The following is a 23,960-nucleotide window of genomic DNA, read 5'->3' as shown; positions in this document are numbered from 1 at the left end:
TTGTGAGGCTTTTATATCTTTTATTTTTGTCGGCATGTTTTTCTCTGTATTACTATGTGGGTCCTACATTCTCGCCTTGCCCAAAAGCAACAGTTTGCTTCTCACCTGAAGAAGACTGTGCTGTACCGATAATCAGCGAGATAGACCAATCTAAAGAATCTATCTTAGTTCAAGAATATACATTTACTCTTGGAACAGTTGCAAAATCTTTGATTAACGCCAAAGAGCGTGGTGTTGATGTTAAAGTCGTCTTAGATAAATCACAACTCCATTCAAAATATAGTGTCATAAGCGAATTGTTTTCAAATGGAATACCGATTTGGATCGATAATAAGCCAAAAATTGCTCATAATAAGGTAATAATTGTTGATAATCAAAAAGTCATCACAGGATCGTTTAACCTCAGTAAGACAGCTGAAAAGGGAAACGCTGAAAATTTATTAATTATTGAAAATTATCCTGAATTAGTCCAGCAGTATGTGAAGAACTGGGAAATACGAATGTCACAATCCTATCAATATGCTCCCTAGATACTTGATATCAAAAAAAGTCTTTTTATTGATAGATTTAATTTCTTGTGATATAATAAATTAAAAGGTTTTAAGGGGTAGGTAATGGATTACATAAATGATGCTGCTGATAGTTACGCTGCCATTCATGATTTTTTTCAAAATAATGGTGTTGGAGATTACAAAGTTCAATGCAATTATGGTGGTGTACCGTATGCTACTGACGAATATGTACATTCTGGAGACAAATTTTGGAGCAATAATTTTATAGACTCACATTTTGGAAGGGAAATAAAAATGTATCCTCAAAGTGAGCTTTTAGCTAAAGAGTATGCTGGTAATACACTACCGGTTTCAATATCACTAGACAAGGATCTAATAAAAATAAAAGAATGTCAGAAAAAAACTAAATTTGTAGAACTAGAAGGGGAATCAGGTGATATAGTATATGATAAGCAAAAGCATATAAAGTGCTACACGACAAAGTTATCATATGACGATGTTTCTGTTCATAATAAAAACGAAGTTTCAATACTGAATATTAGATATGATATGCCAAATGATCTGAGATACAGTTTAAACATAGCCTTCACAAAGGTTAATGATAATCAACCAGGTTTTTGGCAAAAATTTAAAAATATGTTTTAATAAAGTAGCTTCTCAATCAGGAATATTCTGGTGGAAAATGAATATCTACTTAGTAATGAATTTGGTCAGTAGCTACTAAGTTTTTCTTATAGCTATACAACGAAGGTTTGCTGGTCTTACATTTATTCTCTGCAAGACAAAAAATTCACATAATTGTACATAGTATGGAATAAATAAACTTCCACTATATTTTTCGATTAAACTTACCTTTTCTCTATTGAACAGATTTCGTATTAAATCTTAAGCTCAACGCACCTAAATATATAAGCATTCCCAGCAAAATCATAGGTATAGAAAGAAATTGTCCCATAGTTAAATTGAACCATAAATAGCCAATTTGATAGTCTGGCTCGCGGAAAAATTCAACCACAAAACGTGCTATTCCATACCACATAACTGCAATACCAGTTGTTGCACCGTAATACAGTTTCACTCTAGTCAAGAAAAACAGTGAATTTGCAACTACAAAAAGTAGCGCTCCTTCAAAAAATGCCTCATAAAGTTGGCTTGGATGGCGCAATAAATTATCACCATTTTCTGGAAATACCATACCCCACGGCATATTTGTAACCCTGCCAAATAACTCTCCATTTATAAAATTACCTATGCGGCCTAGAAGTAAACCTATCGGAACTCCACAAGAAATTAGATCCAGTGTGTAAAATATAGGAATGTTATGTCTTCTACAGGAGATTATTACTGCAAGCAAAACTCCTATAGCACCGCCATGAAATGACATACCTCCTTCCCAGGTCTTTAGTATTTCGATAGGATTGCTTATATAGAGAACTGGATCATATATCAATACGTACCCAAGCCTACCTCCAAGGATAATGCCTATAATAACGGCTGTTAATAACGAATCGTAAAAATTCTTAGTAAATATTTTTTGATTGTCTAGCTTATGTAAATACCAATATGCAAAAACTATACCCAAAACATATGCTAAAGAGTACCAATATATAGAAACAGGACCGATGCTAAAAATAACTGGACTTAAAGACATATTTTACTACAAATTATTCTTAGACAATCTACTTTTCTCACGGTCCCACTCTCTCTGTTTTATAGTTGCTCTCTTATCGTAGAGTTTTTTTCCTTTAACAATAGCAATTTTAGTTTTTGCCAACCCTTTATCATTAAAATAGATAGAAAGTGGCACAACAGTTATTCCAGAGGTTTTGATTTGACCAATTAGCTTATTTATCTCTTTTTTATGCAAAAGCAATTTTCGTTCTCTTTTTGGCTTGTGATTCTTTTGGTTTGCAGCTTTATACTCTGCGATATGCATATTGTTTAGCCATATTTCACCTTTTTTTTCAGTAACGTAAGCATCAGAAATGTTTGCTTTTCTTTCCCTTAGTGATTTCACTTCACTACTTAAGAGGATCATACCTGCTTCAAATTCTTCTAAGATAAAGTATTCAAACCTTGCTTTTCTATTTTCTGCAATAACTTCCATATCTAAAGATATCTTTAAGCTTCAATATATTACAGAACTTTTGGTTTAATTCATAACAAAACAATTATCTCAGTAAATGCAAGTTTGGTTAAAAAAGCTCCAATCTTCCTGCAAGTGTAATTTGTTCCACTCTTCCTACTGCCATTTCAGCCCTAGGACTAGCATTACCTGACAAAGAACTTATCACATCTTTGCAGCCCCATTCAATAGCAAAGTGTAAAGGAGCATATCTATTATTGTTCTGTTTACTAACATATGCCCCACTTTCAATTAAAATATCTCTTATACTTTCATGATCGCTAGCAAAATGCAAAGGAGTGCGTCCACAACTATCCCACACATTAACACATGCTCCATGTTCAATCAGAGTTCTTACTATGTTTTCATTATCACTTTCAGCAGCAAAATGCAAGGGAGTGCTTCTATAATTATCCCACGCATCGACATATGCTCCGTGTTCAATTAGAGCTATTACTATGTTCTCATAGCCACTCTTAGTAGCAAAATGTAGAGGAGTGTGTCCATCATTGTTCTGCGCGTTAACATCTGCTCCACATGCAATTAGAGCTCTTACTACACTTTCATTCCCACCTTCGGCAGCAAGATGTAAAGGTGTACATACATCATTGTCCCACGCATTAACATTTGCTCCACTTTCAATTAAAATATCTAATATGCCTTTGTGGTTCCATTCAGCAGCAAAATGTAAAGGAGTGCATCCATCGCTGTCCCATGCATCAACATATGCTCCATATTCAATTAGAGCTATTACTATGTTCTCATAGCCACTCTTAGCAGCAAAATGCAACAATGTAGTTTCTACAGGATCTAGATCACTATGTGTAGTGAATATATGATTGATATTAAATCCACTATCTTCCCACCTCCGTAAATCAATTCTTTCTAATTTTATTTTTATTCGTTCAACTATGTTGTTCTTGCTTAAACCTGAAGTATCATTTATTTCTTCAAGCATTTTTAGAAAATCATCAAGCGTCATAATCTCCACTACTTATTAAAATAACTTGGTTATTATGTTCTTTGACACAAAAATCAAGAACTTTTTATTTTCCTAAAAAATCATTTAAGTTATACTCCAAATCATGAAAGTCAGGCAAAATATTAAGTTTTTTTCTCTATCATTTGTGATTTTGTCTTCTCTATGGATTACATTGTCTGGTTATTTTGAGCCTTTTTTTATTCTCTGTGGAGTATTTTCTTCTGTGTTCACATTGATTATCTTTAAAAGGTTAATTGATGCTGAAAGTGCCCTTAGTCAAATTCTAAATGATAGTGGTAGGCTGTCACTTTATCAGCTTATAAGTTATATACCTTGGCTAATTTACCAAATTATTTTTTCAAGTATTTATGTAACAAAAAAGGTGCTACGATTCAAATCTACAGTTGAGCCAATTGTTATTGTAAGAGAATGCATAGGACATAATGATAAGACCATTGCATTATTTGCTAACTCGGTTACGATTACTCCTGGAACTTTAACTATCAATGTTGAAAAGAAGCAGAAAACATATTTATCTACCATATGTTTGATAGATAAAGATCTTGAAAGTGGCATTTCTGAAATAGAAGGTAAAGTCTTAAAAATGCTACACCTAGTTAAGTAATTGCTTTAAATAAGTTAACAGCGTCTCTGTATTCTCTTCTTAGGCTTTCAAGCATTTCTTTTGGAAGGCTATCAATAACAGTAGAACATAAATAATTGTACAAATCTTCTAGCCTTGATATGTTATTTTTCTTCTTGCTGTTGAATTTGTACGGAAAAATGCCCTCCATAATTTCAATATCAACAACCTTATTTAAAAATGCATTTTCACTTGTTATGCTTATTCTTGTAAGTATAGTATTAATTTCAGGTTCATTACTCGTATAAATATCTGATAATTCTGCCATTTTAATGACGTATAAAGTTACTACTTTTGATAAACAATTATCAGAATATTCACAATTTTTTATTACCTCCCACTGAGTAACCTGAGACTTGCTTGTTTTTGCATTGCTTGGTAATTTATTCATTGAATTTTCTCCATTTAATTCAGTGTAGTAAATTATACTAATACTTTGTTAAATAAATAATAACGCAGCCATAAAAATATGCATTTATTTACCATAAATTGTATAATATTCCTAAAATTAAATGTTAAAGTTACTTCAAACTGAATGATTTCTTTAATTCCATGTTATCCAGCAGTGTAAAATATTGCTACACAATAGTATTTATTCTAAAATAAACTTTCCTTTTGAGCTATTTTATTAATATCCATTCTTACGGCTGCACTAAAATGAAAAAGATAAAACTCGGAATACTAATTTCAGGTAGAGGATCAAACATGCAGGCTTTAATAGAAGCATGTCAAGATCAGAATTTCCCTGCTGAAACTGTGTGTGTTATCACAAATAATAGTGAAGCTGGAGGCCTTAAAATAGCAAAGCAAGCAGGAGTTTCAGCGTTTGTTGTTGAAGATAAGCCACTTGATACTGATAAAATTCATGAAATACTTGTTCAACATAAGGTTGATTTAATTTGCCTTGCAGGGTTTATGAGAATTATAAAGGCCAATTTCCTGAATAAATGGCATAACAAAGTTATAAATATTCATCCCTCTTTACTTCCGTCATTTAAGGGCCTAAATGCTCAGGAGCAAGCTCTGAAAGCGGGTGTAAAAATTACAGGATGTACTGTGCATTATGTTACTCCTGAAATTGATGCTGGAGCCATAATCGCTCAAGCTACTGTTCCAGTGTTACCAAATGATGATGTTCACAGTCTCTCAGAGCGCATTCTAGCTGAAGAGCATAAGTGTTATGTAAAAGCAGTAAGATCAATAGCAGAAGGTATTAACTATTGACCTTGAGCGTTTCTTCCAACTTCAACAAAAAATAAATTTTCAGGATTCAGTAAAGAACTTGCCAGCTTGTTTACTTTTTCCAATTGAACATCATTAATGATATTTGCATAATTATTTATATGGTTAATATCACGATCATCTATCTGCATACTATCCAGTAACGTTGCTGTATTCGCATTATTGGATAGAAAAGAGAAGATAAGGTTATTTACTAAACTGGTTTTTGCATCCTTGAATAATTGTTCGTCAATTCCTTCCTTTTTTATTCTGCTAAATGTATCTTTTACTGCTGAGATAGCTCTGCTAGCAGTAGAGCTATCTGTGCTCATAAACCCAAGTATAACATTTCCATGTTTATTGGTAACATTACTTGCACTAATACCATAAGTAATACCTAGATTTTGTCTCAACTCTTTCATTAGTATTGAGTTTAGACTCATGCCACCAAGCGCATTAATCAAAACACTGGCATTATAGTAATTAGGGTCTTCATATGCTATGCCTTTTTGAGCAAAAAGTATTACACTCTGTGGTATATTCATAAAAACGCTCTTACTTTCTGCAGGCCCAAATTCATTTTTTACAGATATCTTCCTAACTTTCGATCTTTTTGATGGTAACTTAGATAAATATTTATCGAGCAGCATATTAACTTCTTCTTTTGTTGCACAACCAACAACACTAATGACGATATTATCCTTAGTAAAACTACGCTTTATGTATGTTAAAACATCGTCTCTAGTAATGCTCATTATAGTGTCTAGAGTTCCATATGGATCTCTTGAGTAAGGATGTTTTTTGAACAACAACGTATCCAACTCTTTTGCAGCAATAAAATAAGGATCTTTTTCAAAATTATTAAAGTTTACTTTGGCTTTTTCAAAAACTCTGTTCAATCCTTCTGAATCAACTTTAGGTCGCATTATAGCATCGCTCAATAGTGAAATTGCATCCTCTAGATTCTCAGACAAAGTATTTAATGAAACCCTAAATGCTTCTAAACCAGCAATAAAATTTAAACTAATTCCTTTATCCTCAAGCTTTTTTACAAAATCTTTGGCATCATTTTTTCCTGCTCCTTCTTGAATTACAAGAGAAGTAAACCAAGCAAGCCCCTGCTTTTCTGCACTTTCATACACGCAACCTGCATCTTTGAATGATATATTGAGTGAAACTTTTGGTAGATCACGGTTTTCAACAAACAAAAACTTAAGTCCTTTATTAGTTGTAACCTCCTCTATATTTAGGTGACCGCTTGCTTGCAAATTAAAGCCTAGACAGAAAAAAAATAGAAATACAAATTTACTTATTCTTATCATTATTAACTCCTTTTGGTAGTAAACGACCGACTAATTTATTAGTAGAAAAAATAGTACGAATTTTGTGATTTACATCTTCCAGATTGACATCATTAATTTTGCTATATGAAATGTCTATTTCATCAAGTGGAATACCTAGTGCTAGACGTGGTATATAAAACATTGCTATATTAGTTAAATCAGATAGATTATCAAGCTGTGCTGCTTTGTATTTAGACTTTGTACTTTGCAACTCTTCACTTGTTATTCCTTCAGAGTTAAAGTGATTAATAGAATTTTCTAACTCTCTTGCAACAGCATCCAAATTCACCCCGCTTTTTGGAGTTACCCGAATCTCAATGTAACCATTACTAAAAGCTAAGCTATTATAATAAGCAAACACTTCTACTGCTACATTCTTATCTAGAACTAAATCTTTATATAGCTTACTAGACTTGCCATTCCCCAAAACATCAACTGCCAAATCAACAGGAAAAGTTTCACTTATTTGCTCAAATAAAGGAACACTATAGCGAAAGTATAAAACTGGCTCTTTTACTTCAGTGCTTTCTAAAATTACCGATATATCTGCATTATGTATTGAATCTTGGTTCGGATAATGCTTAACTACAGGCTCAGCTTTAATTGCACCATATTTTTCCTTTGCTAATCCCGCTACTTCTTCAAATTCTACATCACCAACAACGAGCAGTATAGCATTACCTGGATGATAATAGTTATCATGAAACCTTGTTATGTCATCTTGATTGTAAGTTTTAATATCGCTCTCCCAACCAATAACAGACCTACCATAGCCATTACGATAAAATGCACTGTTCATTTCCTCCCATAGTAAAGCTTCAGGATTATTATCAAATCTCATCTTTCTTTCTTCTAATACGATATTTTTTTCTCTATCTATTTTGTCTTGAGTAACATCAAAATTGCCCATTCTATCTGCTTCAATTTCCATTGCTAGTGGTAAATCTTTTTTGAGAACTAATTCGTAGTAGCAGGTGTATTCTTTAGTGGTAAAAGCATTAAATTGGGCCCCAATGCTGCCCAAAGTGGATTCTATGTCTTTAAATTTTCCTGTAGTTTCAAACATTAAGTGTTCAAAGTAGTGAGCCAAGCCTGCTTTGCCAATTGGGTCATCCATTCCCCCAACTTTATATATTATTGCATGAAAAACAGCTGGAATTCGGTGATTAGGTACTACATAAACATCCAATCCGTTACTGAGCTTAGCATGCTTTATGATTTCAGCTTCCAAAGAAATCGGACAAATGAAAAAAAACACAGATAGTATAAAAAAACTAAAGAATTTGCGAAGCATTATTTCATTCCTCATTTTGCTTAGAGATAGACCTATCATATATATACCACTTATATAACAATGTACACATTCCACAAACTATAGATAGATCTGCTAAATTAAAGGCTGGCCAATACCAATCATTGATATGAAAATATATGAAGTCATATACAGCTCCCCAATAGATTCTATCAATTACATTTCCGATCGCTCCACCAATCATCAGAGAAAAACTAAGGTAAATTGACTTATCATTAGATTTATATATCAAGTATGCAAGTATACCAATTATTAATATTGAACATGCTGAAAAAAAGAAGCTGCCATGCGGCAGAGTACTACACATTCCAAAGCTAATTCCTGAATTCCAAACTTCAACTAATTTCATAAAACTAGTAATCTCGATTGACTCCCCCTCATCAATCAAAGAGTTTATATACAATTTACTTGTTTGATCGAATGATACTATAATCAATATAATAACTAAACATATCCTTTTCATAAATTTATCTTTAACTGGTAAGCCTTCATTATATCACGATCTATCTGTTTTGTTAACTCGTTAATACTATGGAATTTTTTTTCTGCCCTAATAAATTTTAAAAGTTGTATATCAACCTTAAAATTGTATACATTTTCGTTGAAGTCAAATATATGCATTTCTACTATAGGTTTTTTTAAGTCCTTAAATGTAGGTCTCATACCAATGTTGACTACTCCATATAGCCAACTTGAACTATTTTCAGAAAATGCAACTTTGGCGTAATATGTACCAAACTTAGGTTTTATCATGTAATCTTCTATCGGAATGTTTATGGTTGGAAACCCTATTTCTCTACCTCTACATGCACCTTTTGTTACAATACCAGAAACTTGATAAGACCTACCAAGCAATTTATTAGCAATTTCTATTTCTCCTTTTTGTAAACACTCCCTGATTGAGGAAGAAGAGCAAATTTTTCTATCGATTATCAATGGCTCTAATTTAGTTAAAGAATATTCATACATCTGAGAATATTTTTCTAGAGTTAATATGTTACCCAATCGTTTGTGACCAAAAGTACAACTTTCTCCAACAGTTATATGTTTAGCACCATACTTCTTTACCAAAATCTTACCAATAAAGTCATCGCAGCTAACCTCAGAAAAACCTCTACTAAAATTAATAATATACAAGTAATCTATACCATAGCTGCTGATTAGTTCCTTTTTTTGTTCTTGATCTATTAACCTAAAATTGTTCCTACTAAATAAAACAGTTGATGGGTGAGGCTCAAAAGTTAAAACTGCAGAGGGTAATCCTCTTTCTTGTGCTACCTTCTTTAGATTGGAAATTGCAAACTTATGTCCTAAATGAACGCCATCGAAATTTCCGAAAGTTAGTGCCACATTATCTTTTATCCCTTGCTCACAGTTGTAAATAATTTTCATACAATTTGATATTTTATATATATTTTTTATATATAATAGTTGTATTTTATAAACTATGGAGATAAATCGTGAAAAACACTAAAGGAAAAGTTGTAATATATGTGAAGAAGTACTGCCCATTCTGCAAGAAAGCAAAAGAGTTATTGGATGAAAAAGGTGTGAAATACGAAGAAATTGATGTACTTAGAAACTCGGATTTGTTTGACGGTATAAAATCAAAATATAACGTCAGGACAGTTCCACAAATTTTTATTACTGATGAAAATGGTGATTATGTACATCATATTGCTGGATGTGACAAATTGATGGATCTTGAAAAAGAAGGAAAGTTGGATAATATGTTAAATAACAATGAAGATAGCATTAATGCAACAGCTTACACAAGCGGCAGTGATGAACACGAGGGATGTAATATAATACATAATGAAGATTTTATGTGATTTTTTTGTCTTACTGTTGCTGGCATACCCACTTTAAACAATTTTTAATGAATTAAAAATACAATTCATCTAGTGAGTTTTTTTAGTGGGAAAAAATGATAAAAAATATTATAATTGTTAGCAAAAACTTAATTAGTATTGAATTAATTAACAAACAAGATTTAGAGAGTTTCATCAAGATTTTCACAGTGCTTGATAAGCATATAGCAGCTAAAACTCTTTTTACAGAAGAAGTGACAATAGAGTATAAACAACACAATTGCATAGAAGTTGTTGAATTGATAAAAGATACAGGTTTTACATATCATGATGTTGAGAATGTGTTAAATCACCTAAGTAATCATGGAATGAAAGTACCAAGTAGCGTTATAGCAAGCACCCTTTCTTCTTCATACAATCACGCACTTGAGTCTAAGGATGTAGCATTTGCCTGTTCTAAAGGGTTGCCACAATTTTACATCAGGGTAAATAAGAATACCTTTATAATGACTCCTATAAGTGAAGAGAATCTGGAATTGAATTCGCAAAATAGCAAAATGCTTATAGAGTCATTAAAGAGCGAAAAAAGCACTTATGATTGCATAGTGGAAGAAAATATCATCAAAGTTATAGTGCATTCTGAAATACATCAGGCTATAAACTCGATTATAAAATCACTGATAAAGTCTTGCCTTTTAGCAAGAGATGAAGAAGAAAAATTCAAAGAGAAATTGAGACAACTTGCTTTTAAAGATCAAGCTTTCGTTGAGTATTCTAGCATCAAAACCATTCATAGATATCCGAATAACCATCCTCTGAGAAAGCATGAAAGTGTTATTAAAGATATAGAAAATATTTTATGTGATTTCATAATAAATGAGAACAGCGGGTTTGCTATAGAGCGGTTAAATAGACTGGGCTCAGAAGTCTCTCCAAATACTCCAAGAATCATCACTAAAACTATAGATAAGCTTGTTAAGTTTCACTAAAATGTTGTTGGAATGGTTTTAGCCAATGTCTACATATATCTGGTATCCGTTCAGGAGAGTGGTTTAAGAAACAATAGATAAGAGGTTTTGGAAAGGATTGAGACCCCTTTGTTTCCATGTTAAGTATAACGAAATTATCCGTTCAAGGAATGCATTTCCCCGCTTTGATTGTGTAAAATACGAATTTTTGCGGTAAACGACATAATGCCGTATCTGCTGTTCAGCATGGTTGTTTGTCAGCGGAATGTTTTTTGGGTCATCTAAAAAATTCCACATCATTCTTTCAGATTTCAAAATATTTTTCGCAACTCGAGAGGCTCCAATTGCTTCAGGTAAGTAGGATATTTCCTTCAAGTAATACCTTGTACGTTTTCGCAACTTTCTGGCACGTCTGGCAAATCTAAAAACATCTATCTCATTTTTTAGCAAAGCCTTTTTTAGTGCAAATAATTCAGTAGCTACATTTCTTAAGTAACAGCCAAGAACTTTGACTTCAATATTCCAACTATGCGCTAATCTTTCAAAATCCCTTGCTAAGTGTGCCCAGCAGATTTGCCTTTTTTCATCAGCAAAGTAATTGTATACTGCGTACCTGTCGGTTACCACTAAGCTATTATGATTGCAGCATGCGTTATTTTTTAAAACTTTCATTCCTCTTGACTCTGTCAACTTCACAAAACTTGCCGTATTGCTTGCAAACATCCAACACCAAGCGAGTTTACCTTTGTTATAATGGCTCGTTTCATCAATATGTAGAACTTTACTCCTACTTATCTCTTGTTCGATCTGCTCATACATTTTTTTGCATTTTGAAGCAACTCTATGTTCACTATTTGATATGCTAACGACGCTTATGTTCAAATTGAAGATATCATTTACGACACTCGCTATTTCGCGTTTTGAATTTTTGTAGAATCCGCTGAACGCTGCAATTATTGACTTAACCCTTGGACCAAATGTATCTGACGTAACACCTTCTGGTAACTTACTGCTTCTTCTTTTTCCGCATCTCCGGCAACGACCATGCTCCATCTGATATTCCACTACATAAGGCCTAATTTCCGGAAGATCAACTTTTTGATGAATGTACGGTCCATTGCATATTGCAATCCCTCCTCCGCATTCACAAGTAGATGACAACTTTACTTTTATCACCTCATCTGCATCCATTTTGGCGCGAAAACTTCCTTTATGACCAACCTGACCACCAACGTTTCTGTCGCTCTTTGGCTTGTCCTTTTTTATTTTGTACAACTCTCTAGAGCTTGGTAGAGATGAATTTTTCGAGTTTAAACCAAGCCTTTCCTTTAATTCAGCGTTCTCTATCTTTAAAGCCTTGTTCTCTGCTTTTAAACTTTCATTCTCCCTTTCCAGCTTTTCTATTTTTGCTTCTAACTTTTCTATTTTTTGCTGTAAATTTTTGCAAAGCTCTAAAAGGTTTACCACATTACCTCACTTTTGCTCTATGATTATCTTTTTAGATCACCTTGTCTACCTTATTCTGCCACTCCGCTGAACGGATACCCTTATACTTCTATCTGTTCTGCCAGTACCAATTGATAGAATTATAATATCATCATTAGGAAATAACCTCTTACCACTTGCATATGCGCAAGCCGCAGGATTATTGGCAAAAACCCCGCCATCCACTAATACCATTTCCTTTTGGTTAATTTTAAGATATTTAGGTGCAAAGTAAGTAGGTGCTGCAGTTGCTGCTCTTAATACATCCCTTAATTTAATAAAATTTCTATCCTCTTTCCAGCTTTTGAAGAAAAATGGGCAGTTATTGTGAATATCGTAACTCGTAATCAACACATTACTTAAAGTGTTTTTAAGGATATCATCGCCAAAATATTTATCCAGTACAAATTCAATATTTTTATGTGGGTATTGTGCGCAATTAAGCCAAGAAAATATTGATCTTCTCAAAAATGAAGATTTAAAAATATATGACCCGTATTTTTGGTAAAGCTCGACTAAATCACTAGCTGAATATTGGGGATTTCCTTGTTTATCTTTTTTACATAATCCTGCTATAACAATTCCACCGGTTGAGGTTCCTGCCATTAAGTGAAAGATTTCAGCTATAGTTCTTCTTGTTCTTTTTTCTATTTCTGCTAATATTATGGCTGGTATTATGCCCCTTATGCCTCCGCCGTCAACGGATAAAATGTATTTAATCAATTGTAAATTTAGGTAAAGATATTAAGATTTAATTTTTCCGCTTAAAACCTGCAATTTAAACTCATCCAGTTCCTCAGAAAGATTTTTTACCCTTTCCTCAAGTACTAACACTTTTTCCATTAAACCATATTCAATGAGCTTATTGTGAAGTTGTACCCTTGAGTCTAGCTTGGATAACCACCATATGAATGCTATGGTTTGTATTAATAACGTGATAATTACTGTAATTGGGATTTTTTGGTTCTGCATAACGATTTAATTTATTATGAAAACTATTGAAAGCTTTTGTTTCAAACTGTAGAAATGAATTAGTCGTTACTTTTCTGTTTTATAATTTTTTTCTGCCTCAGCAAGTAGGTCTACGATTTCTCTATAAGACTTCTTATTTCCACTATAAGATGACCTCTTCATTGCTATAGTTTTTGCAGTTCTTCCTTTCCAGTCTACAACATGAGGGTTAGCTCCTCTCTCCAACAAAAGTTTTACAATCTCTAACTGACCACCTTCAGCAGCATCAAGTAATGCTAAACTAATAGTATTTATATCCATCCCCTCGTCTAACAAAAATGTAACAATTTCTAAGCATCCTTTCTCTGAAGCATAATATAATGCCTTTTTGCTAATACTTGAATCATCTCTACTTTTTTTTACTAATGATTTCACAGTTTCTAAGTCACAGTTCTTAGCTGACATTTCTAACATTTTCTGATACTCTTCAGCGGCCTTGGATTTTTGATAGTAATATGTAATAACAACACATACTATTACCAGTATAAACCACAATGTAGCTTGTTTCTTGCTCATGTTCAGCATTTTTTTTGAATTAAATCAGCAATTTACTTATTTTCTCTTAAACATAATTACTAAAAGATGCCGATAATGCAGTACGATATCCTGAACTATTTAAAGTATGTTCTGCTCTATCAATTACCCATTCACGATCTATATCCTGATTGAACCCTACAAGATTAAGTTTTGCCTCTGCACATAATTCTGGATTACCTGGTATTGTCATTTCTAAAGTCTCATTATTACGCTTCAATTGTTTCAACTTGGCATTTGCTGCACTCAGTGCTGACTCTGCATTTGGATAAATTGTTTGTATAGCGTAACTTGGTTCGCCGCTACCTACTCTTTCCGATATGGTCTCTCCCTTTTCATAGCTATGCCATTTCGCTATCACTGAGTTGTACTTATTACGCACAGTAAAATGCACTTTCCAATTGATTGTATCTTGAGGTCTAATAGTTGTCGTTCCTAAAGCTTTTCCCGTTGCTGACTTTGCTGCACCTTTTGGAATAAACAATATATACCCTCCTGCCAGTTTTGCCATAGCTTCGCGCTCTATAGCTATTCTAGTCAACAAACTTATATCGCTCTCTTCAGTTTGGTCAATATGTAGTATTAATATGTCTTTAAATTCCTCAGCAACTTTGTATCCATATCCATGTTTATTTGCTATTTCCTTGACTAAATTACCTAATGTAATCTGGTGCCATTCTCTGGATACTTTTTCCTTTAGCGATATCATCAAATTTGTTGCATGAGCTTTGATTATTAAGGTTTTTGGTGGACTTTGTACTGTAATTTCATTGACTCTATATATACCTATGGGTAGTACCTCTGTTTCTCTATATCCCAAAGCAATCTTTAGCTCTTTTGGAACTTTTATGTTATCATCCCTGTAATCGACACATATTTCAGCTATATCTTCTATAGTCCCTGATTCATCAGTAACATGCATTGACACCAAGCGGTCTTTTGCTAATTCATACCCTTCAATGATAAACTCTGGTTGCATCTTACCCCCAAATCTTCAAGGTTGATTTCTGTAGAGGTTTCTCAATTATAGGCAGCTTAATTTTCAGTCCTGCCGGTAAAAAACTTCCATATTCCGCAAGTCCAGGGTTTTCTTCTAATACTATTTCTACTGCTCCTGAAGTAAATCCATAGTGCTTCCAGCAAATATAGTCTAACATATCATTTTCTTTTGCTAAGTAATATATAGTCATGAATAACGCTTCAAACTTAAACTGAATTCAACTTTTTTTGGCAATCCACAAGAGAAAAATGATGTTTGCTTTTCTTCAAAGCGAGTAATTACAAATTGCCCCAAAACATTTCCCATGCTATCAACTAAAGTGTGAGGTTCTTCTGCCTCTTTTACATTCTTTAACTGATCTAATCCATTATGAAGATAAATTACTCCTTCTAAATCTATATTTTCTGCTCCCTGGCCAATATTCTGTAGTAATTGCTTACCAATACACTCAACCACACTCCAATGCTTCTCTTTGCTATATTTCAAACTTATCGGAGTAAATTTATATGGACCAAGGGATAGCATCAGTAAAGTTATCTAAGTGAAGAAGGTTGCCCCTCCTCACTCGACTTCAAAACCGTACGTGAAACTTTCGCTTCATACGGCTTCTCTCTAGCTTGGCGCTTTTCATGCATACTTCTGTGTAAACTATCGTGACAATGTCCATGTAGCATAGATAAGTTTGTGATTGTATTATTTTGCTTATTATGGTCCTTATGATGTATTTCTAAGATATCACCATTCTTAAACCAAAGTTGACAACAATCACACTTACCTTGTTGCATCTTCAGAAGTTTTATTGTTTGTGGTGATTTATCAAGTATTTTACTCATACGCTTTCCCCAATAAGTCCAGTCTCCATCATATGGAGATTTGGCTCCAATCACTTTGACATGTCGTTTAATGTCATGATCTCCGTGTTTAATAAGACGCATTCCGTTACTTGTCATATATCGCCATTTATCGTTACCATACTTCTTGAAGTATTTTCTTTTGATCCAACATCTTCCTTTGTTTGGGTGTTTAAACATTGCCCATTTCCAAAGTTTTCTAAACATTGTATTATCCATTGCACCAAAGGCTTTAGATGATACCACCGAAGCGTAGTATTGACACCATCCTCGAATAATTGGATTAAGGTGACTTATTACTGCTTCTTGTGATTCACCACGCATTTTCTTTAGCTTACTTTTAATGACTAATGAGTGTTGTTCTATAGAGTTACGACTTGGTTTGATGATAGACTTGTATGACATCTTATTGTGTTTTGTTGGATATTGCCGTATTGTAAAACCAAGAAAATTGAAACCTGGTTTTATTTCTTTCAGGAATTTTTGAGTATGAGAAATTCTTGTTTTTGAAGGGTTCAACTCCAATCCAATAGTTTTTAACCATTCTTCAATCAGAGTTTTTGCTTTCAAAACAATTTCCTCACTTTCATGAAGTACTACAAAATCATCTGCATAAGTGATTACGCTGAGTGATCTTTTCGCATTTTCCCTACATGTTCTGCCAGGTTTCGTTTTCCTGTAGCTAATTAGCTCCTCTGCCATTATTTCTTTCAGATAATTTTCTAACCCATGTAAAGCAATACATGCCAGTAATGGAGAAATTGTCCCTCCTTGGATTGTACCGCTTCTAGATGGTTGAAATATCCTATTTTCCATCACACCTGCTTTCAACCATCCTTTTACTATCCTCCTTAAAGTTGGTGTGGTATTGAGTTTTTCTAACAGTATATGATGATTTATATTATCGAAACACCCAGAAATATCAGCATCTAAAACAAATACTGTTTTCTTGATGAGTGCTTGAAATATAGCTTCAATGGCATCATGACATGATCTACCAGGTCTAAAACCATAAATGTTGGGCTCAAACTTTGCTTCCCATTCTGGTTCTAGCATCATCTTAACAAGTGTTTGTTTTGCTCGATCTGTTATTGTTGGTATCCCTAATGGACGTTTTTCACTTTTTCCAAGCTTTGGAATCCAAATGCGCCTTGATGGCTTTGCTCTCTCCCTTATATCTAAGGATTTTGCCAATTGCAATCTTTCTTTTTGATTAAGGTTAGCTTTTCCATCAATACCTGCAGTTCTTTTTCCTCTATTGTCCTGAGTTACCTTTCTCACAGCGATCATCCTAGCACTTGTCGATTTTTGTAATAATCTCTGAAGGTCATGCATCTTTTTGATATCATTACATTTAGAAGCTCGGTAAATTCGTTTTTGTAGCTTAAATGAAGACTTTTCTAGCTTGCGCCAAGGAACTTCATTCCATTCATACCTAACTTTTTGTTGGCTCATAACATATTCACTACTATTCATAACTTTACCCTCCAAGTTACAGTGTCCACGTCTGCGTATCCTAAGCATTACTTTAGGCATTAGCTTTTTAGACAATCCTTCCAACATAGAAGCTTGCAGTTGGCTACTTGCTTATTACAAAGTATAATAAGAGCTTCTATGTGGTTACTCCGTTCCATGAAACCGTTTCGCGTCAGATTTAGGTTCTTATTTTTTGCCGGGAGATCGGAAACATCTTGATTAAACGAACCGATTCTAATCATCCTTATTCTCCATACCTTTTGGTCTATGTGTACCAACCTTATTTCACATATTCACAGTAACGACAATTCAAACATAAGTTTCTTTCGTAACCTTACCTGACTCTTCTTGGGAGAATTTATTATAAGGTTTAACATTACTCCCTTTTAGCCCATGCTCGCACCTTAGGTGTTTGCCAATTTCCTAAAATGTGGACTACAATTTCAGCCAGATGTTATGGCGGATGGAATTTAACCATCACAATTTCATGACTTCCGGGTCACACTGGGATCTACCGTATCGAACATAACATCACGTGATTTTTCTCTTATTCTTTTTATTACTTCATCTGCAAGATTACGAATATCTTGATTTGGCTCTGCTTTAATGCTGATAGTGTAATTATTAGTGATGTTCTGAGTTTGATTCATAGTTTTCTGTTCTTTGTTTTCAAATTTACTCGTTGCAAAATCTGCAAATATCTTATCATTTTCTGTGGATTTTTTTTCCTCAATAAGGCTTTTGATTCTGAAGCTATTCTGATTTCTCTTGGAAAATTCTTTAATTATACTGTTACCTAGCAAAGGATTTCCACTGTTGAGAATATTACTCTTTAGGGGAGTATGTACTGCTTTTATTTCAGTAACAATACTTTTTCTTTTTTCAAATTCTTTCAATGGACTATTCTCAGAGATTTTTCCAAACACACTGCTAATAGTATTTCCTACCCATGAAAAAGCTTCTTCTATGGGTTTTATTATCGATTTTATATACTTCCAAAAGCTAGAGAAAAAGTCTTTCACCTTTTGCCAGTTAGTTATAACAAGAGCTGCACCAGTAACAAGACTTGCTATCAAAAATCCAATTGGGTTACTCATTACAGCAAGTGTTATTGCTCTCAGTCCTGTTATTACTGCTGGTAGAGCTGATGACAGTAGAGGAAAAGCTTTCATTGCTAAGCTCAGAGTTGCAGCTTTTAAAAAACTTAGTCCGGTAATTACTGCTGGAATAGCATACGTTGATAATGATATTAATGCTGGCTTCAGTATTCCATGCAAAAAAACCGAGAAAGCAAGTATTCCACCTCTAATTAAATTCCAGGCATAACCACTGCTTACTACTAGAACTTTAAGACCTATTAGTGCTGCTATGGTACTCATTATTCCTGTAGTAATAACTGAAAATTTTTCTGCAAATCGAGCTATGGGGTTAGTTATCTCTCTTAAAAGACTACTTATCGATTTTAAAGGAGGTAGCATTACTGAGCCCAAATTCATTCCTACCTCTGCTATTGCATTTCTCAGTAATCGTAAATTATTTGCTGTAGTTGCTGCACGATTGTTAAACTCTTCTTGCATGGACTTTTCGAATTTTTTCTCGTCAGCTAAATGATTTATGGCGTCTTTATAATTCTTTAAGCTTCCAATCAGTAATGCAATATCATCTTGATATTCTTGACCAAAGAGGTTGAGAAGAATTTGAGAACGTTCCTGTTTATCTACTTTCTCCAGAGTTTCAAAAAAATAAAGTAGTGCGTCTTGGCTATTTTCACCAATCCTTTGTACCATTTCTTCTGCAGCTATTCCCATGTCTTCTAATGCTGCCTTGAACTCTTTTCCTTGCCCTTCAGCAGTTTGGAGCTTAGAAAGTAGAGCATTTATAGCAGTTGCTGCTTTTGCTGGTTGTTTGCCTAAACTAATAAAGGCATTTACTAAACTACTTGTTTCCTTAATATCAAGACCAAACTGTTTTGCACTACCACCAACTATAGCTAATGCTTTAACCATATCTTCTGCTTTAGCAGCACTATTATCTGAAAGGTGATTTATAATATTACCTGCTCTTTCCATATCTGCTACTTTAATCCCATAAACGTTGGCAAGCTTAGCTATAGAATCACCTGCTTCTTCTGCAGACATATCAAACGCTGTAGACATTTTAGCTACTGTTGTTGTGAATCCTATTAAATCTTCTTTTGGAACACCAAGTTGCCCACCACTTGCAGCAATTTGAGCTAACTCAGCAGCTGACAGTGGTATCGTACGGGACAGTTCCTTTAATATCTGACCAAATTCTACGGCTCCTTGATTGTGAGCTGCCTCATCCTTAGCAAATCTCACTACTTTCTTAACATCAGCCATAGCACTTTCAAAATCAATCGCAACTTTAATTGGAGCTGCAAACCCAAGTGCAAGTGCAGCCGTTTCTACCATTTGTGATTTAAAGTATGCTTTTCTCCCCAAAAACATGTCCCGATCTTTGATGGCAGTACTCAACTTGCTGTATCTACTTTTTAGTATATTCACAGAAGCACCAAGTTTATGCTGATCCTTTATCAAAGACTGAACATTTCTTCCACTTTTTCTTGCTTCTTCATTGAATAAATGTAAAGCATCTCTCTTTTTCAAATATGCTTCTTTTGCTTTTGTTGCAGAAAACTTAGCTTTATCAAACTCAGCTTTTAAAGTTTTGCTTGGTTTCTCTACCTCTTTCATTTGTTTAGCTAAAGATTTTACTTGATCTTCAAAGCCCTTCCATGATCTCCTGCTAGTTAAAACATCACTACCCAATTGCTTAAACTTTGATACTGATTTTAAAGATGAGTCAAGCTTTCTTATATTCTCACCAAGACGAGTAAGTTGACTACTACTTCCTTTTATTACAGTACTGAAACTGCCATCTAAGACTGCTCCGATTTTTATAGATAACGTTGACATTGTACCTTCCTTACTGCTTCATTCCATAGGATAAATTCATTCATTTCCATTTCAAGTATTTGCTCAACCCCGCCTCCTACAACAGAGCTGAACATTAATACTTCTGACCTCAAGTCCTTTGAATAACTGGTGAAAAAAAATCCTTTAATACCTCTTGCACTTTTACATAATCAGCAATATCTAATTCTTCAATTGCTTCTTTTGCAACTGATGTCAGATTGGCAGTCAAAGTTACTTCCTTATTTAGGTCACTACCACTAATGCGTTCTATTGCCAAATAGTCTCTAACTTTTGGACGTCTAATGGTAAGTTCTGAAACAGAAATTCCATCAATTGTTATTGGGTTATTAAGTGTTATAGCTTGCATGTTCCTCCTTAAAAAGTTAATTAAATAAAAGTCTATATCGGCTTTTACATAACTAATTTTTTTTACTATAGTTTTTGTGTTTGATTAACGATCCTTCATACTAAATTTCTCAATATAAAGATGATAGTAGGGGTTATTTTTCCTCAACTTGAATTAATTCTTGAACTTCATCGACAGAAAGACCTGTACACTTGACAATAGTGCTAATATCAACATTATTAGTCAACATCGCTTTTGCAACTTCAATCTTTCCTTCAATCTTTCCTTCAATCTTTCCTTCTTTTTTGGCATCATCAAGTTTTTGAGCAAGGACAGCCTGTTCATCACGAATACGCTTGGTCTCCTGTTCATATGCTATAAACTCTTTTTCTGACCAGTTAAACCTGTTTAGCTCTTCGTACGCTTTTTTGATTATTACGTCACTTCCTGTTATTCTTTCCAATTCTTCTTCACTTGTTTCATCAGCGTACTTAAAAAAATACACCCACTTCTCAACTATATTTGAAAGCTGATCTTCTTTAGTTTTGGAAAATTTAGGCAGTTCAATAAATACAAAGTAAAAATCTTTTAGATCATGTTCATTAGTATCTTCATCCCGAATGGTGTGTTTTGATTTATACTCAGACTTATCCGGAAATAGTATACAGTCTGCTATAGCAATAAAGATAATTTCCTTAAGGTCATGGTATTGATCACCTTTATCTGCTTGTCTTGAATAGGCTTTAGCAGCGTAATATTGGGCACGTTTTTCAAAGCCTTTGGTTTTAGCAACCTGCATCTCAATTATCCATTGTACTCCTGTTGAATCTTTACATAGCACATCAACAATACTTTGTTTTTTAGCGGCAATTTCAGGATCTTGAATAGTACTTAAAAACTCTATATCCTGTATTGCATTTTTGCCAGTAAAGCTCAAAATATCATTGAGGAAGTGAATGAGGATGTCTTTATTCTTTTCAGTACCAAAGATACGGCGAAATGCTATATCATTTTTAGGGTCGAGAAATTTAGATAAAGCCATAGCACAAATGCTTAAAAAACATTGATAATTATACAGTATTATCAGTAATTTTTCAATAAAAAAGTGGTTATATGAAAAGGCATCCATCTATTCCATTAAATCCCTAAAATCGTTTGCAGCAAGGCCATCTGATCAACACCATTTATCTTTCTAATCATATTTTCAGCATCGATCTCTATCAATTCATTACCACCTATCGTAAGTTTATAATAATGGGCAGCTACAGTACACTTCAGCGTTGCTTTTTCAGCAGGTTTCCAGTTACCAAAATCAAATTCTTTGAATATGCCTCTAAGGTTGATAATTACTCCTTCAACCTCATTGCTACCACTACCTTGCATTCCTCCACGGAGCGTTAAAGATACCGAATTTCCATTTATCAACCCAAATAGCCGAAAGAGTTCTATATCGTATTCAGAAAAAGTGAAATCTGCTTCAAGCTTTTCCATGCCCATGTCAATATTTATTGGGATATCCATACCACCAGCTCTGTACTCTTCGGTTTTTATGGTAAGCTTCGGCAAGGTTATTTCATCTATTTTTCCTGCGTAACCACGACCATCAACAAATATGTTAAAATTCTTTAAAATCTTTGGTAGCATTTCTCTTTCTCCTTTTTACAATATTGCGCCACTCACCAGGTGTGACCTAAAAGTAATCTGTTCTGCTGGATATGGTGGTGTAAACTCGAAGTCAAAATATACTTTTCCGCTTGCGATGTTTGCTGGTGTGTTTAATTCTGAAGTTGCGTAACATTTCCCGCTGATAATCGCTCCTTGGGCTTTAAAATTGGCTAAATAAGAATTCACCCCCTCAATTACATCATCTATATAAGTTTTGGTGATATTGCGATCAACTGCCCATAAATGAGCTCGAAGTAAACTATCATTGATTAAATCTGCAGTCCTTCTCACTGACAAAAAAGCCCATTTTGAGTCATTTGAACATGTTCTATTTCCCCAAAGCCTGTAGCCGTTTTGATGAATTATCGTTGTTACTTCATTTTCATTTAAGTGGTTTGCTCGAGAGCTTTTATCGCCAAGTGTAAAATCAATAGGCCTGTTTGTTCCAACAATACCATTTATCTCTTTATTTGAAGGTGAGTGCCAGAAGCCTTGCTCGCTATCTATCTTAGCTATTAAACCAGCTACAAATGGACTCGATGGCAAGATTTCTTCTTTTCCTTCAATAAGTACCTTCACCCATGGATCAACTACGTAAACTCTTGAGCTGCCTACACTTTTTCTCCATTTTATTGCTTCTTCATCATTAGTATTTGGTCCATCTGCAACAATAATTGCTCTTAATTTTTCTGCTATGGAAATTAAAGCACTCACTACTGAATTTACTCCATCTATTTCAGGTAACTGATGAGTAAACTGAGGTGCAATTAATATTCTTGGAGCAACATGAACTATACTTTCACTACTGAGGAATGCCTCTATCCCTTGATACTCTCCAGTCTCTTTATCAACACCGCCAATTATATTTTTCAGCGTCTCTTCTTCTTTTAATTTTGGATTGATGTTTTCACTCTCTTCAACTCTAATTACTATAACTGTTGCACCAATTTGGGTAAATACTCCAGTTATTGCTGAAAAAAGAGTTCCCTTTTTGCCAAGTTTTGCCGCTTCTTTAAAGCTTCCTGCAACTAACACTGGTTTATTTAGCGGAAATTTTTGCTCATCTGCTTCAGGTGCAGTACCAATTATACCTATCACTGATGATTTAGCTGTGCGTACTGTTCTTGCTCCTGAGGTTACCTCAATAACATTTACTCCGTGTAAAAATTCTTCAGCCATTTCTTTGTATCTTTTGTTTAAAATCGTTTAGTAAGTTCTCTAGCTCATTTTTACTTTTGTCTTCTGCAATTTTCTTCTTGGTAATGTCTTCCAACTCTTCACATTTAATTATTTCTTTTACTGCTTTTTTTACTTTTTCTTCAATTATTCTTGCCATTTCAATAACTGTAATACCACGGACTTTTGCTAAAGGTTCTATAATTTCTTTATCCTTTTCATCTATAGATTCTGGTGCTGCTAGAATGCTTTTTGCTGCTTTTTCTTGTATTTGATACGATTTAGCTTTTTGGTGAGAATTTCCAGCGTATTCGTTAGTATAGTTATTAAAATAAAAACGAAGTGCAGAAAGTTTCGCATTTTCCAATAATTCCAGCTCAATATCTTCCTTATTCCTTTCAACAATTTTCTCTCCTTCTGTTAAACAATAACTTTTTTGCCAGTCAAAATTCTTTGGCGCTTCATACCAATCATTTCCAATTGGCTTACTTTCAAGCGTTGTTGTTTCTACTTGTTTGTTATGTTCAAATCTAATATAAATTGGCATTGGTTTTCTCCGTTTT

The 23,960-nt window shown here is 33.9% G+C and carries 27 protein-coding genes and 1 pseudogene; 6 read left to right on the top strand and 22 right to left on the bottom strand.

Going from position 1 to position 23,960, the window contains the following annotated elements; translation table 11 throughout:
- The first annotated feature begins 2 nt into the window (after positions 1-2).
- A complete protein-coding gene (locus tag ONG75_RS02490; RefSeq protein ID WP_007301949.1) occupies positions 3-530 on the top strand; it encodes a phospholipase D family nuclease in 528 nt (175 codons plus the stop codon).
- 84 nt (positions 531-614) lie between these two features.
- The gene (locus ONG75_RS02485) at positions 615-1,157 is read left to right on the top strand and encodes a hypothetical protein (RefSeq protein WP_064085547.1); all 543 of its coding nucleotides are present in this window, start codon (positions 615-617) and stop codon (positions 1,155-1,157) included.
- A 214-nt stretch (positions 1,158-1,371) separates the two neighbouring features.
- Here ONG75_RS02485 and lgt read toward each other — a convergent pair whose 3' ends face one another.
- The 3 genes from lgt to ONG75_RS02470 form a co-directional block, all read right to left on the bottom strand.
- Complete coding sequence (gene lgt / locus ONG75_RS02480; protein ID WP_010402205.1) at positions 1,372-2,163, bottom strand: prolipoprotein diacylglyceryl transferase; 792 nt, start codon at positions 2,161-2,163, stop codon at positions 1,372-1,374.
- A gap of 6 nt (positions 2,164-2,169) precedes the next feature.
- Positions 2,170-2,619: an SsrA-binding protein SmpB gene (gene smpB, locus ONG75_RS02475; RefSeq protein WP_015587785.1), complete on the bottom strand. Its 450-nt coding sequence runs from the start codon at positions 2,617-2,619 to the stop codon at positions 2,170-2,172.
- Between the two features lie 88 nt (positions 2,620-2,707).
- Complete coding sequence (locus tag ONG75_RS02470; protein WP_007301945.1) at positions 2,708-3,619, bottom strand: ankyrin repeat domain-containing protein; 912 nt, start codon at positions 3,617-3,619, stop codon at positions 2,708-2,710.
- A 103-nt stretch (positions 3,620-3,722) separates the two neighbouring features.
- Between ONG75_RS02470 and ONG75_RS02465 the strand changes: the two genes are divergently transcribed.
- Positions 3,723-4,244: a Na+/H+ antiporter subunit E gene (locus tag ONG75_RS02465; protein WP_006015458.1), complete on the top strand. Its 522-nt coding sequence runs from the start codon at positions 3,723-3,725 to the stop codon at positions 4,242-4,244.
- Here ONG75_RS02465 and ONG75_RS02460 read toward each other — a convergent pair.
- Positions 4,237-4,653, bottom strand: a complete 417-nt coding sequence (locus ONG75_RS02460; RefSeq protein ID WP_007301944.1) for a hypothetical protein — start codon at positions 4,651-4,653, stop codon at positions 4,237-4,239. The genes ONG75_RS02465 and ONG75_RS02460 overlap by 8 nt on opposite strands.
- Positions 4,654-4,919: 266 nt before the next feature.
- Between ONG75_RS02460 and purN the strand changes: the two genes are divergently transcribed.
- Entirely contained in the window at positions 4,920-5,486 is a 567-nt protein-coding gene (gene purN / locus ONG75_RS02455; RefSeq protein WP_010402201.1) for a phosphoribosylglycinamide formyltransferase, read from the top strand.
- Here the strand turns inward: purN and ONG75_RS02450 are convergent.
- From ONG75_RS02450 to ribF, 4 genes are read right to left on the bottom strand one after another with little or no spacing between them, the layout of a single operon-like run.
- Positions 5,480-6,802, bottom strand: coding sequence for a M16 family metallopeptidase (locus tag ONG75_RS02450; RefSeq protein ID WP_264375835.1), 1,323 nt, complete (start codon positions 6,800-6,802; stop codon positions 5,480-5,482). The two genes, purN and ONG75_RS02450, sit on opposite strands and share 7 nt — an antisense overlap.
- Positions 6,789-8,120 carry a M16 family metallopeptidase gene (locus ONG75_RS02445; protein ID WP_264375689.1) on the bottom strand — a complete coding sequence of 444 codons (1,332 nt, stop codon included), beginning with the start codon at positions 8,118-8,120 and terminating at the stop codon, positions 6,789-6,791. Before ONG75_RS02445 ends, ONG75_RS02450 begins: the two co-directional genes overlap by 14 nt.
- Positions 8,121-8,124: 4 nt before the next feature.
- Complete coding sequence (gene lspA / locus ONG75_RS02440; RefSeq protein WP_007301940.1) at positions 8,125-8,601, bottom strand: signal peptidase II; 477 nt, start codon at positions 8,599-8,601, stop codon at positions 8,125-8,127.
- The gene (ribF, locus tag ONG75_RS02435; RefSeq protein WP_264375688.1) at positions 8,598-9,530 is read right to left on the bottom strand and encodes a riboflavin biosynthesis protein RibF; all 933 of its coding nucleotides are present in this window, start codon (positions 9,528-9,530) and stop codon (positions 8,598-8,600) included. Before ribF ends, lspA begins: the two co-directional genes overlap by 4 nt.
- A gap of 68 nt (positions 9,531-9,598) precedes the next feature.
- Here ribF and ONG75_RS02430 point away from each other — a divergent pair, with 68 nt between their 5' ends.
- Positions 9,599-9,970 (top strand): glutaredoxin, encoded by a 372-nt coding sequence (locus ONG75_RS02430; protein WP_006015443.1) that lies wholly within the window; start codon positions 9,599-9,601, stop codon positions 9,968-9,970.
- Positions 9,971-10,065: 95 nt separating this feature from the next.
- A complete protein-coding gene (locus tag ONG75_RS02425) occupies positions 10,066-10,938 on the top strand; it encodes a hypothetical protein (RefSeq protein ID WP_007301937.1) in 873 nt (290 codons plus the stop codon).
- A 63-nt stretch (positions 10,939-11,001) separates the two neighbouring features.
- On the opposite strand, the gene tnpC is transcribed toward ONG75_RS02425, so the two are convergent.
- The 14 genes and pseudogenes from tnpC to ONG75_RS02355 form a co-directional block, all read right to left on the bottom strand.
- Positions 11,002-12,384, bottom strand: coding sequence for an IS66 family transposase (tnpC, locus tag ONG75_RS02420; RefSeq protein ID WP_264375454.1), 1,383 nt, complete (start codon positions 12,382-12,384; stop codon positions 11,002-11,004).
- 51 nt (positions 12,385-12,435) lie between these two features.
- Positions 12,436-13,125 (bottom strand): annotated as a pseudogene (locus ONG75_RS02415) (patatin-like phospholipase family protein); the annotation flags it as partial.
- Between the two features lie 21 nt (positions 13,126-13,146).
- Entirely contained in the window at positions 13,147-13,374 is a 228-nt protein-coding gene (locus ONG75_RS02410; protein ID WP_264375687.1) for a hypothetical protein, read from the bottom strand.
- A gap of 66 nt (positions 13,375-13,440) precedes the next feature.
- A complete protein-coding gene (locus ONG75_RS02405; RefSeq protein WP_264375686.1) occupies positions 13,441-13,938 on the bottom strand; it encodes an ankyrin repeat domain-containing protein in 498 nt (165 codons plus the stop codon).
- A 37-nt stretch (positions 13,939-13,975) separates the two neighbouring features.
- Complete coding sequence (locus ONG75_RS02400) at positions 13,976-14,926, bottom strand: contractile injection system protein, VgrG/Pvc8 family (protein WP_264375685.1); 951 nt, start codon at positions 14,924-14,926, stop codon at positions 13,976-13,978.
- Between the two features lies 1 nt (position 14,927).
- Positions 14,928-15,137, bottom strand: coding sequence for a tail protein X (locus ONG75_RS02395; RefSeq protein WP_063631168.1), 210 nt, complete (start codon positions 15,135-15,137; stop codon positions 14,928-14,930).
- The gene (locus ONG75_RS02390; RefSeq protein ID WP_319606829.1) at positions 15,134-15,472 is read right to left on the bottom strand and encodes a phage tail protein; all 339 of its coding nucleotides are present in this window, start codon (positions 15,470-15,472) and stop codon (positions 15,134-15,136) included. The genes ONG75_RS02395 and ONG75_RS02390 overlap by 4 nt, the downstream gene beginning before the upstream one ends.
- Positions 15,473-15,480: 8 nt before the next feature.
- Positions 15,481-17,334 (bottom strand): group II intron reverse transcriptase/maturase, encoded by a 1,854-nt coding sequence (ltrA, locus tag ONG75_RS02385; protein ID WP_264375516.1) that lies wholly within the window; start codon positions 17,332-17,334, stop codon positions 15,481-15,483.
- Positions 17,335-17,759: 425 nt separating this feature from the next.
- On the bottom strand, positions 17,760-20,210 hold the full coding sequence (locus ONG75_RS02380) for a phage tail tape measure protein (RefSeq protein WP_264375683.1): 2,451 nt from the start codon (positions 20,208-20,210) through the stop codon (positions 17,760-17,762).
- 109 nt (positions 20,211-20,319) lie between these two features.
- Positions 20,320-20,577: a phage tail assembly protein gene (locus ONG75_RS02375; protein ID WP_264375682.1), complete on the bottom strand. Its 258-nt coding sequence runs from the start codon at positions 20,575-20,577 to the stop codon at positions 20,320-20,322.
- Between the two features lie 133 nt (positions 20,578-20,710).
- The gene (locus tag ONG75_RS02370) at positions 20,711-21,598 is read right to left on the bottom strand and encodes an Rpn family recombination-promoting nuclease/putative transposase (protein WP_264375681.1); all 888 of its coding nucleotides are present in this window, start codon (positions 21,596-21,598) and stop codon (positions 20,711-20,713) included.
- A 95-nt stretch (positions 21,599-21,693) separates the two neighbouring features.
- Positions 21,694-22,200: a phage major tail tube protein gene (locus ONG75_RS02365; RefSeq protein ID WP_264375680.1), complete on the bottom strand. Its 507-nt coding sequence runs from the start codon at positions 22,198-22,200 to the stop codon at positions 21,694-21,696.
- A 15-nt stretch (positions 22,201-22,215) separates the two neighbouring features.
- A complete protein-coding gene (locus ONG75_RS02360) occupies positions 22,216-23,400 on the bottom strand; it encodes a phage tail sheath subtilisin-like domain-containing protein (RefSeq protein WP_264375679.1) in 1,185 nt (394 codons plus the stop codon).
- Positions 23,393-23,944 (bottom strand): hypothetical protein, encoded by a 552-nt coding sequence (locus tag ONG75_RS02355; RefSeq protein WP_264375678.1) that lies wholly within the window; start codon positions 23,942-23,944, stop codon positions 23,393-23,395. Before ONG75_RS02355 ends, ONG75_RS02360 begins: the two co-directional genes overlap by 8 nt.
- Between the last annotated feature and the right edge of the window lie 16 nt (positions 23,945-23,960).

The sequence above is a fragment of the Wolbachia endosymbiont (group B) of Sphaerophoria taeniata genome, assembly GCF_947179355.1.
In the GTDB taxonomy this organism is placed as follows: Bacteria; Pseudomonadota; Alphaproteobacteria; order Rickettsiales; family Anaplasmataceae; genus Wolbachia.
The sequence above is the reverse complement of the archived record's forward strand: the minus strand, read 5'-3'. Positions and strand labels throughout refer to the sequence as shown.

Bases quoted from the DNA above. Each gene is read 5' to 3' on its own strand.
- ONG75_RS02485 (WP_064085547.1), top strand. From the start codon at position 615: ATGGATTACATAAATGATGCTGCTGATAGTTACGCTGCCATTCATGAT.
- lgt (WP_010402205.1), bottom strand. From the start codon at position 2,163: ATGTCTTTAAGTCCAGTTATTTTTAGCATCGGTCCTGTTTCTATATAT.
- smpB (WP_015587785.1), bottom strand. From the start codon at position 2,619: ATGGAAGTTATTGCAGAAAATAGAAAAGCAAGGTTTGAATACTTTATC.
- ONG75_RS02470 (WP_007301945.1), bottom strand. From the start codon at position 3,619: ATGACGCTTGATGATTTTCTAAAAATGCTTGAAGAAATAAATGATACT.
- ONG75_RS02465 (WP_006015458.1), top strand. From the start codon at position 3,723: ATGAAAGTCAGGCAAAATATTAAGTTTTTTTCTCTATCATTTGTGATT.
- ONG75_RS02460 (WP_007301944.1), bottom strand. From the start codon at position 4,653: ATGAATAAATTACCAAGCAATGCAAAAACAAGCAAGTCTCAGGTTACT.
- purN (WP_010402201.1), top strand. From the start codon at position 4,920: ATGAAAAAGATAAAACTCGGAATACTAATTTCAGGTAGAGGATCAAAC.
- ONG75_RS02445 (WP_264375689.1), bottom strand. From the start codon at position 8,120: ATGCTTCGCAAATTCTTTAGTTTTTTTATACTATCTGTGTTTTTTTTC.
- lspA (WP_007301940.1), bottom strand. From the start codon at position 8,601: ATGAAAAGGATATGTTTAGTTATTATATTGATTATAGTATCATTCGAT.
- ribF (WP_264375688.1), bottom strand. From the start codon at position 9,530: ATGAAAATTATTTACAACTGTGAGCAAGGGATAAAAGATAATGTGGCA.
- ONG75_RS02425 (WP_007301937.1), top strand. From the start codon at position 10,066: ATGATAAAAAATATTATAATTGTTAGCAAAAACTTAATTAGTATTGAA.
- ONG75_RS02410 (WP_264375687.1), bottom strand. From the start codon at position 13,374: ATGCAGAACCAAAAAATCCCAATTACAGTAATTATCACGTTATTAATA.
- ONG75_RS02405 (WP_264375686.1), bottom strand. From the start codon at position 13,938: ATGCTGAACATGAGCAAGAAACAAGCTACATTGTGGTTTATACTGGTA.
- ONG75_RS02400 (WP_264375685.1), bottom strand. From the start codon at position 14,926: ATGCAACCAGAGTTTATCATTGAAGGGTATGAATTAGCAAAAGACCGC.
- ONG75_RS02395 (WP_063631168.1), bottom strand. From the start codon at position 15,137: ATGACTATATATTACTTAGCAAAAGAAAATGATATGTTAGACTATATT.
- ONG75_RS02390 (WP_319606829.1), bottom strand. From the start codon at position 15,472: ATGCTATCCCTTGGTCCATATAAATTTACTCCGATAAGTTTGAAATAT.
- ltrA (WP_264375516.1), bottom strand. From the start codon at position 17,334: ATGCCTAAAGTAATGCTTAGGATACGCAGACGTGGACACTGTAACTTG.
- ONG75_RS02380 (WP_264375683.1), bottom strand. From the start codon at position 20,210: ATGTCAACGTTATCTATAAAAATCGGAGCAGTCTTAGATGGCAGTTTC.
- ONG75_RS02375 (WP_264375682.1), bottom strand. From the start codon at position 20,577: ATGCAAGCTATAACACTTAATAACCCAATAACAATTGATGGAATTTCT.
- ONG75_RS02370 (WP_264375681.1), bottom strand. From the start codon at position 21,598: ATGGCTTTATCTAAATTTCTCGACCCTAAAAATGATATAGCATTTCGC.
- ONG75_RS02365 (WP_264375680.1), bottom strand. From the start codon at position 22,200: ATGCTACCAAAGATTTTAAAGAATTTTAACATATTTGTTGATGGTCGT.
- ONG75_RS02360 (WP_264375679.1), bottom strand. From the start codon at position 23,400: ATGGCTGAAGAATTTTTACACGGAGTAAATGTTATTGAGGTAACCTCA.
- ONG75_RS02355 (WP_264375678.1), bottom strand. From the start codon at position 23,944: ATGCCAATTTATATTAGATTTGAACATAACAAACAAGTAGAAACAACA.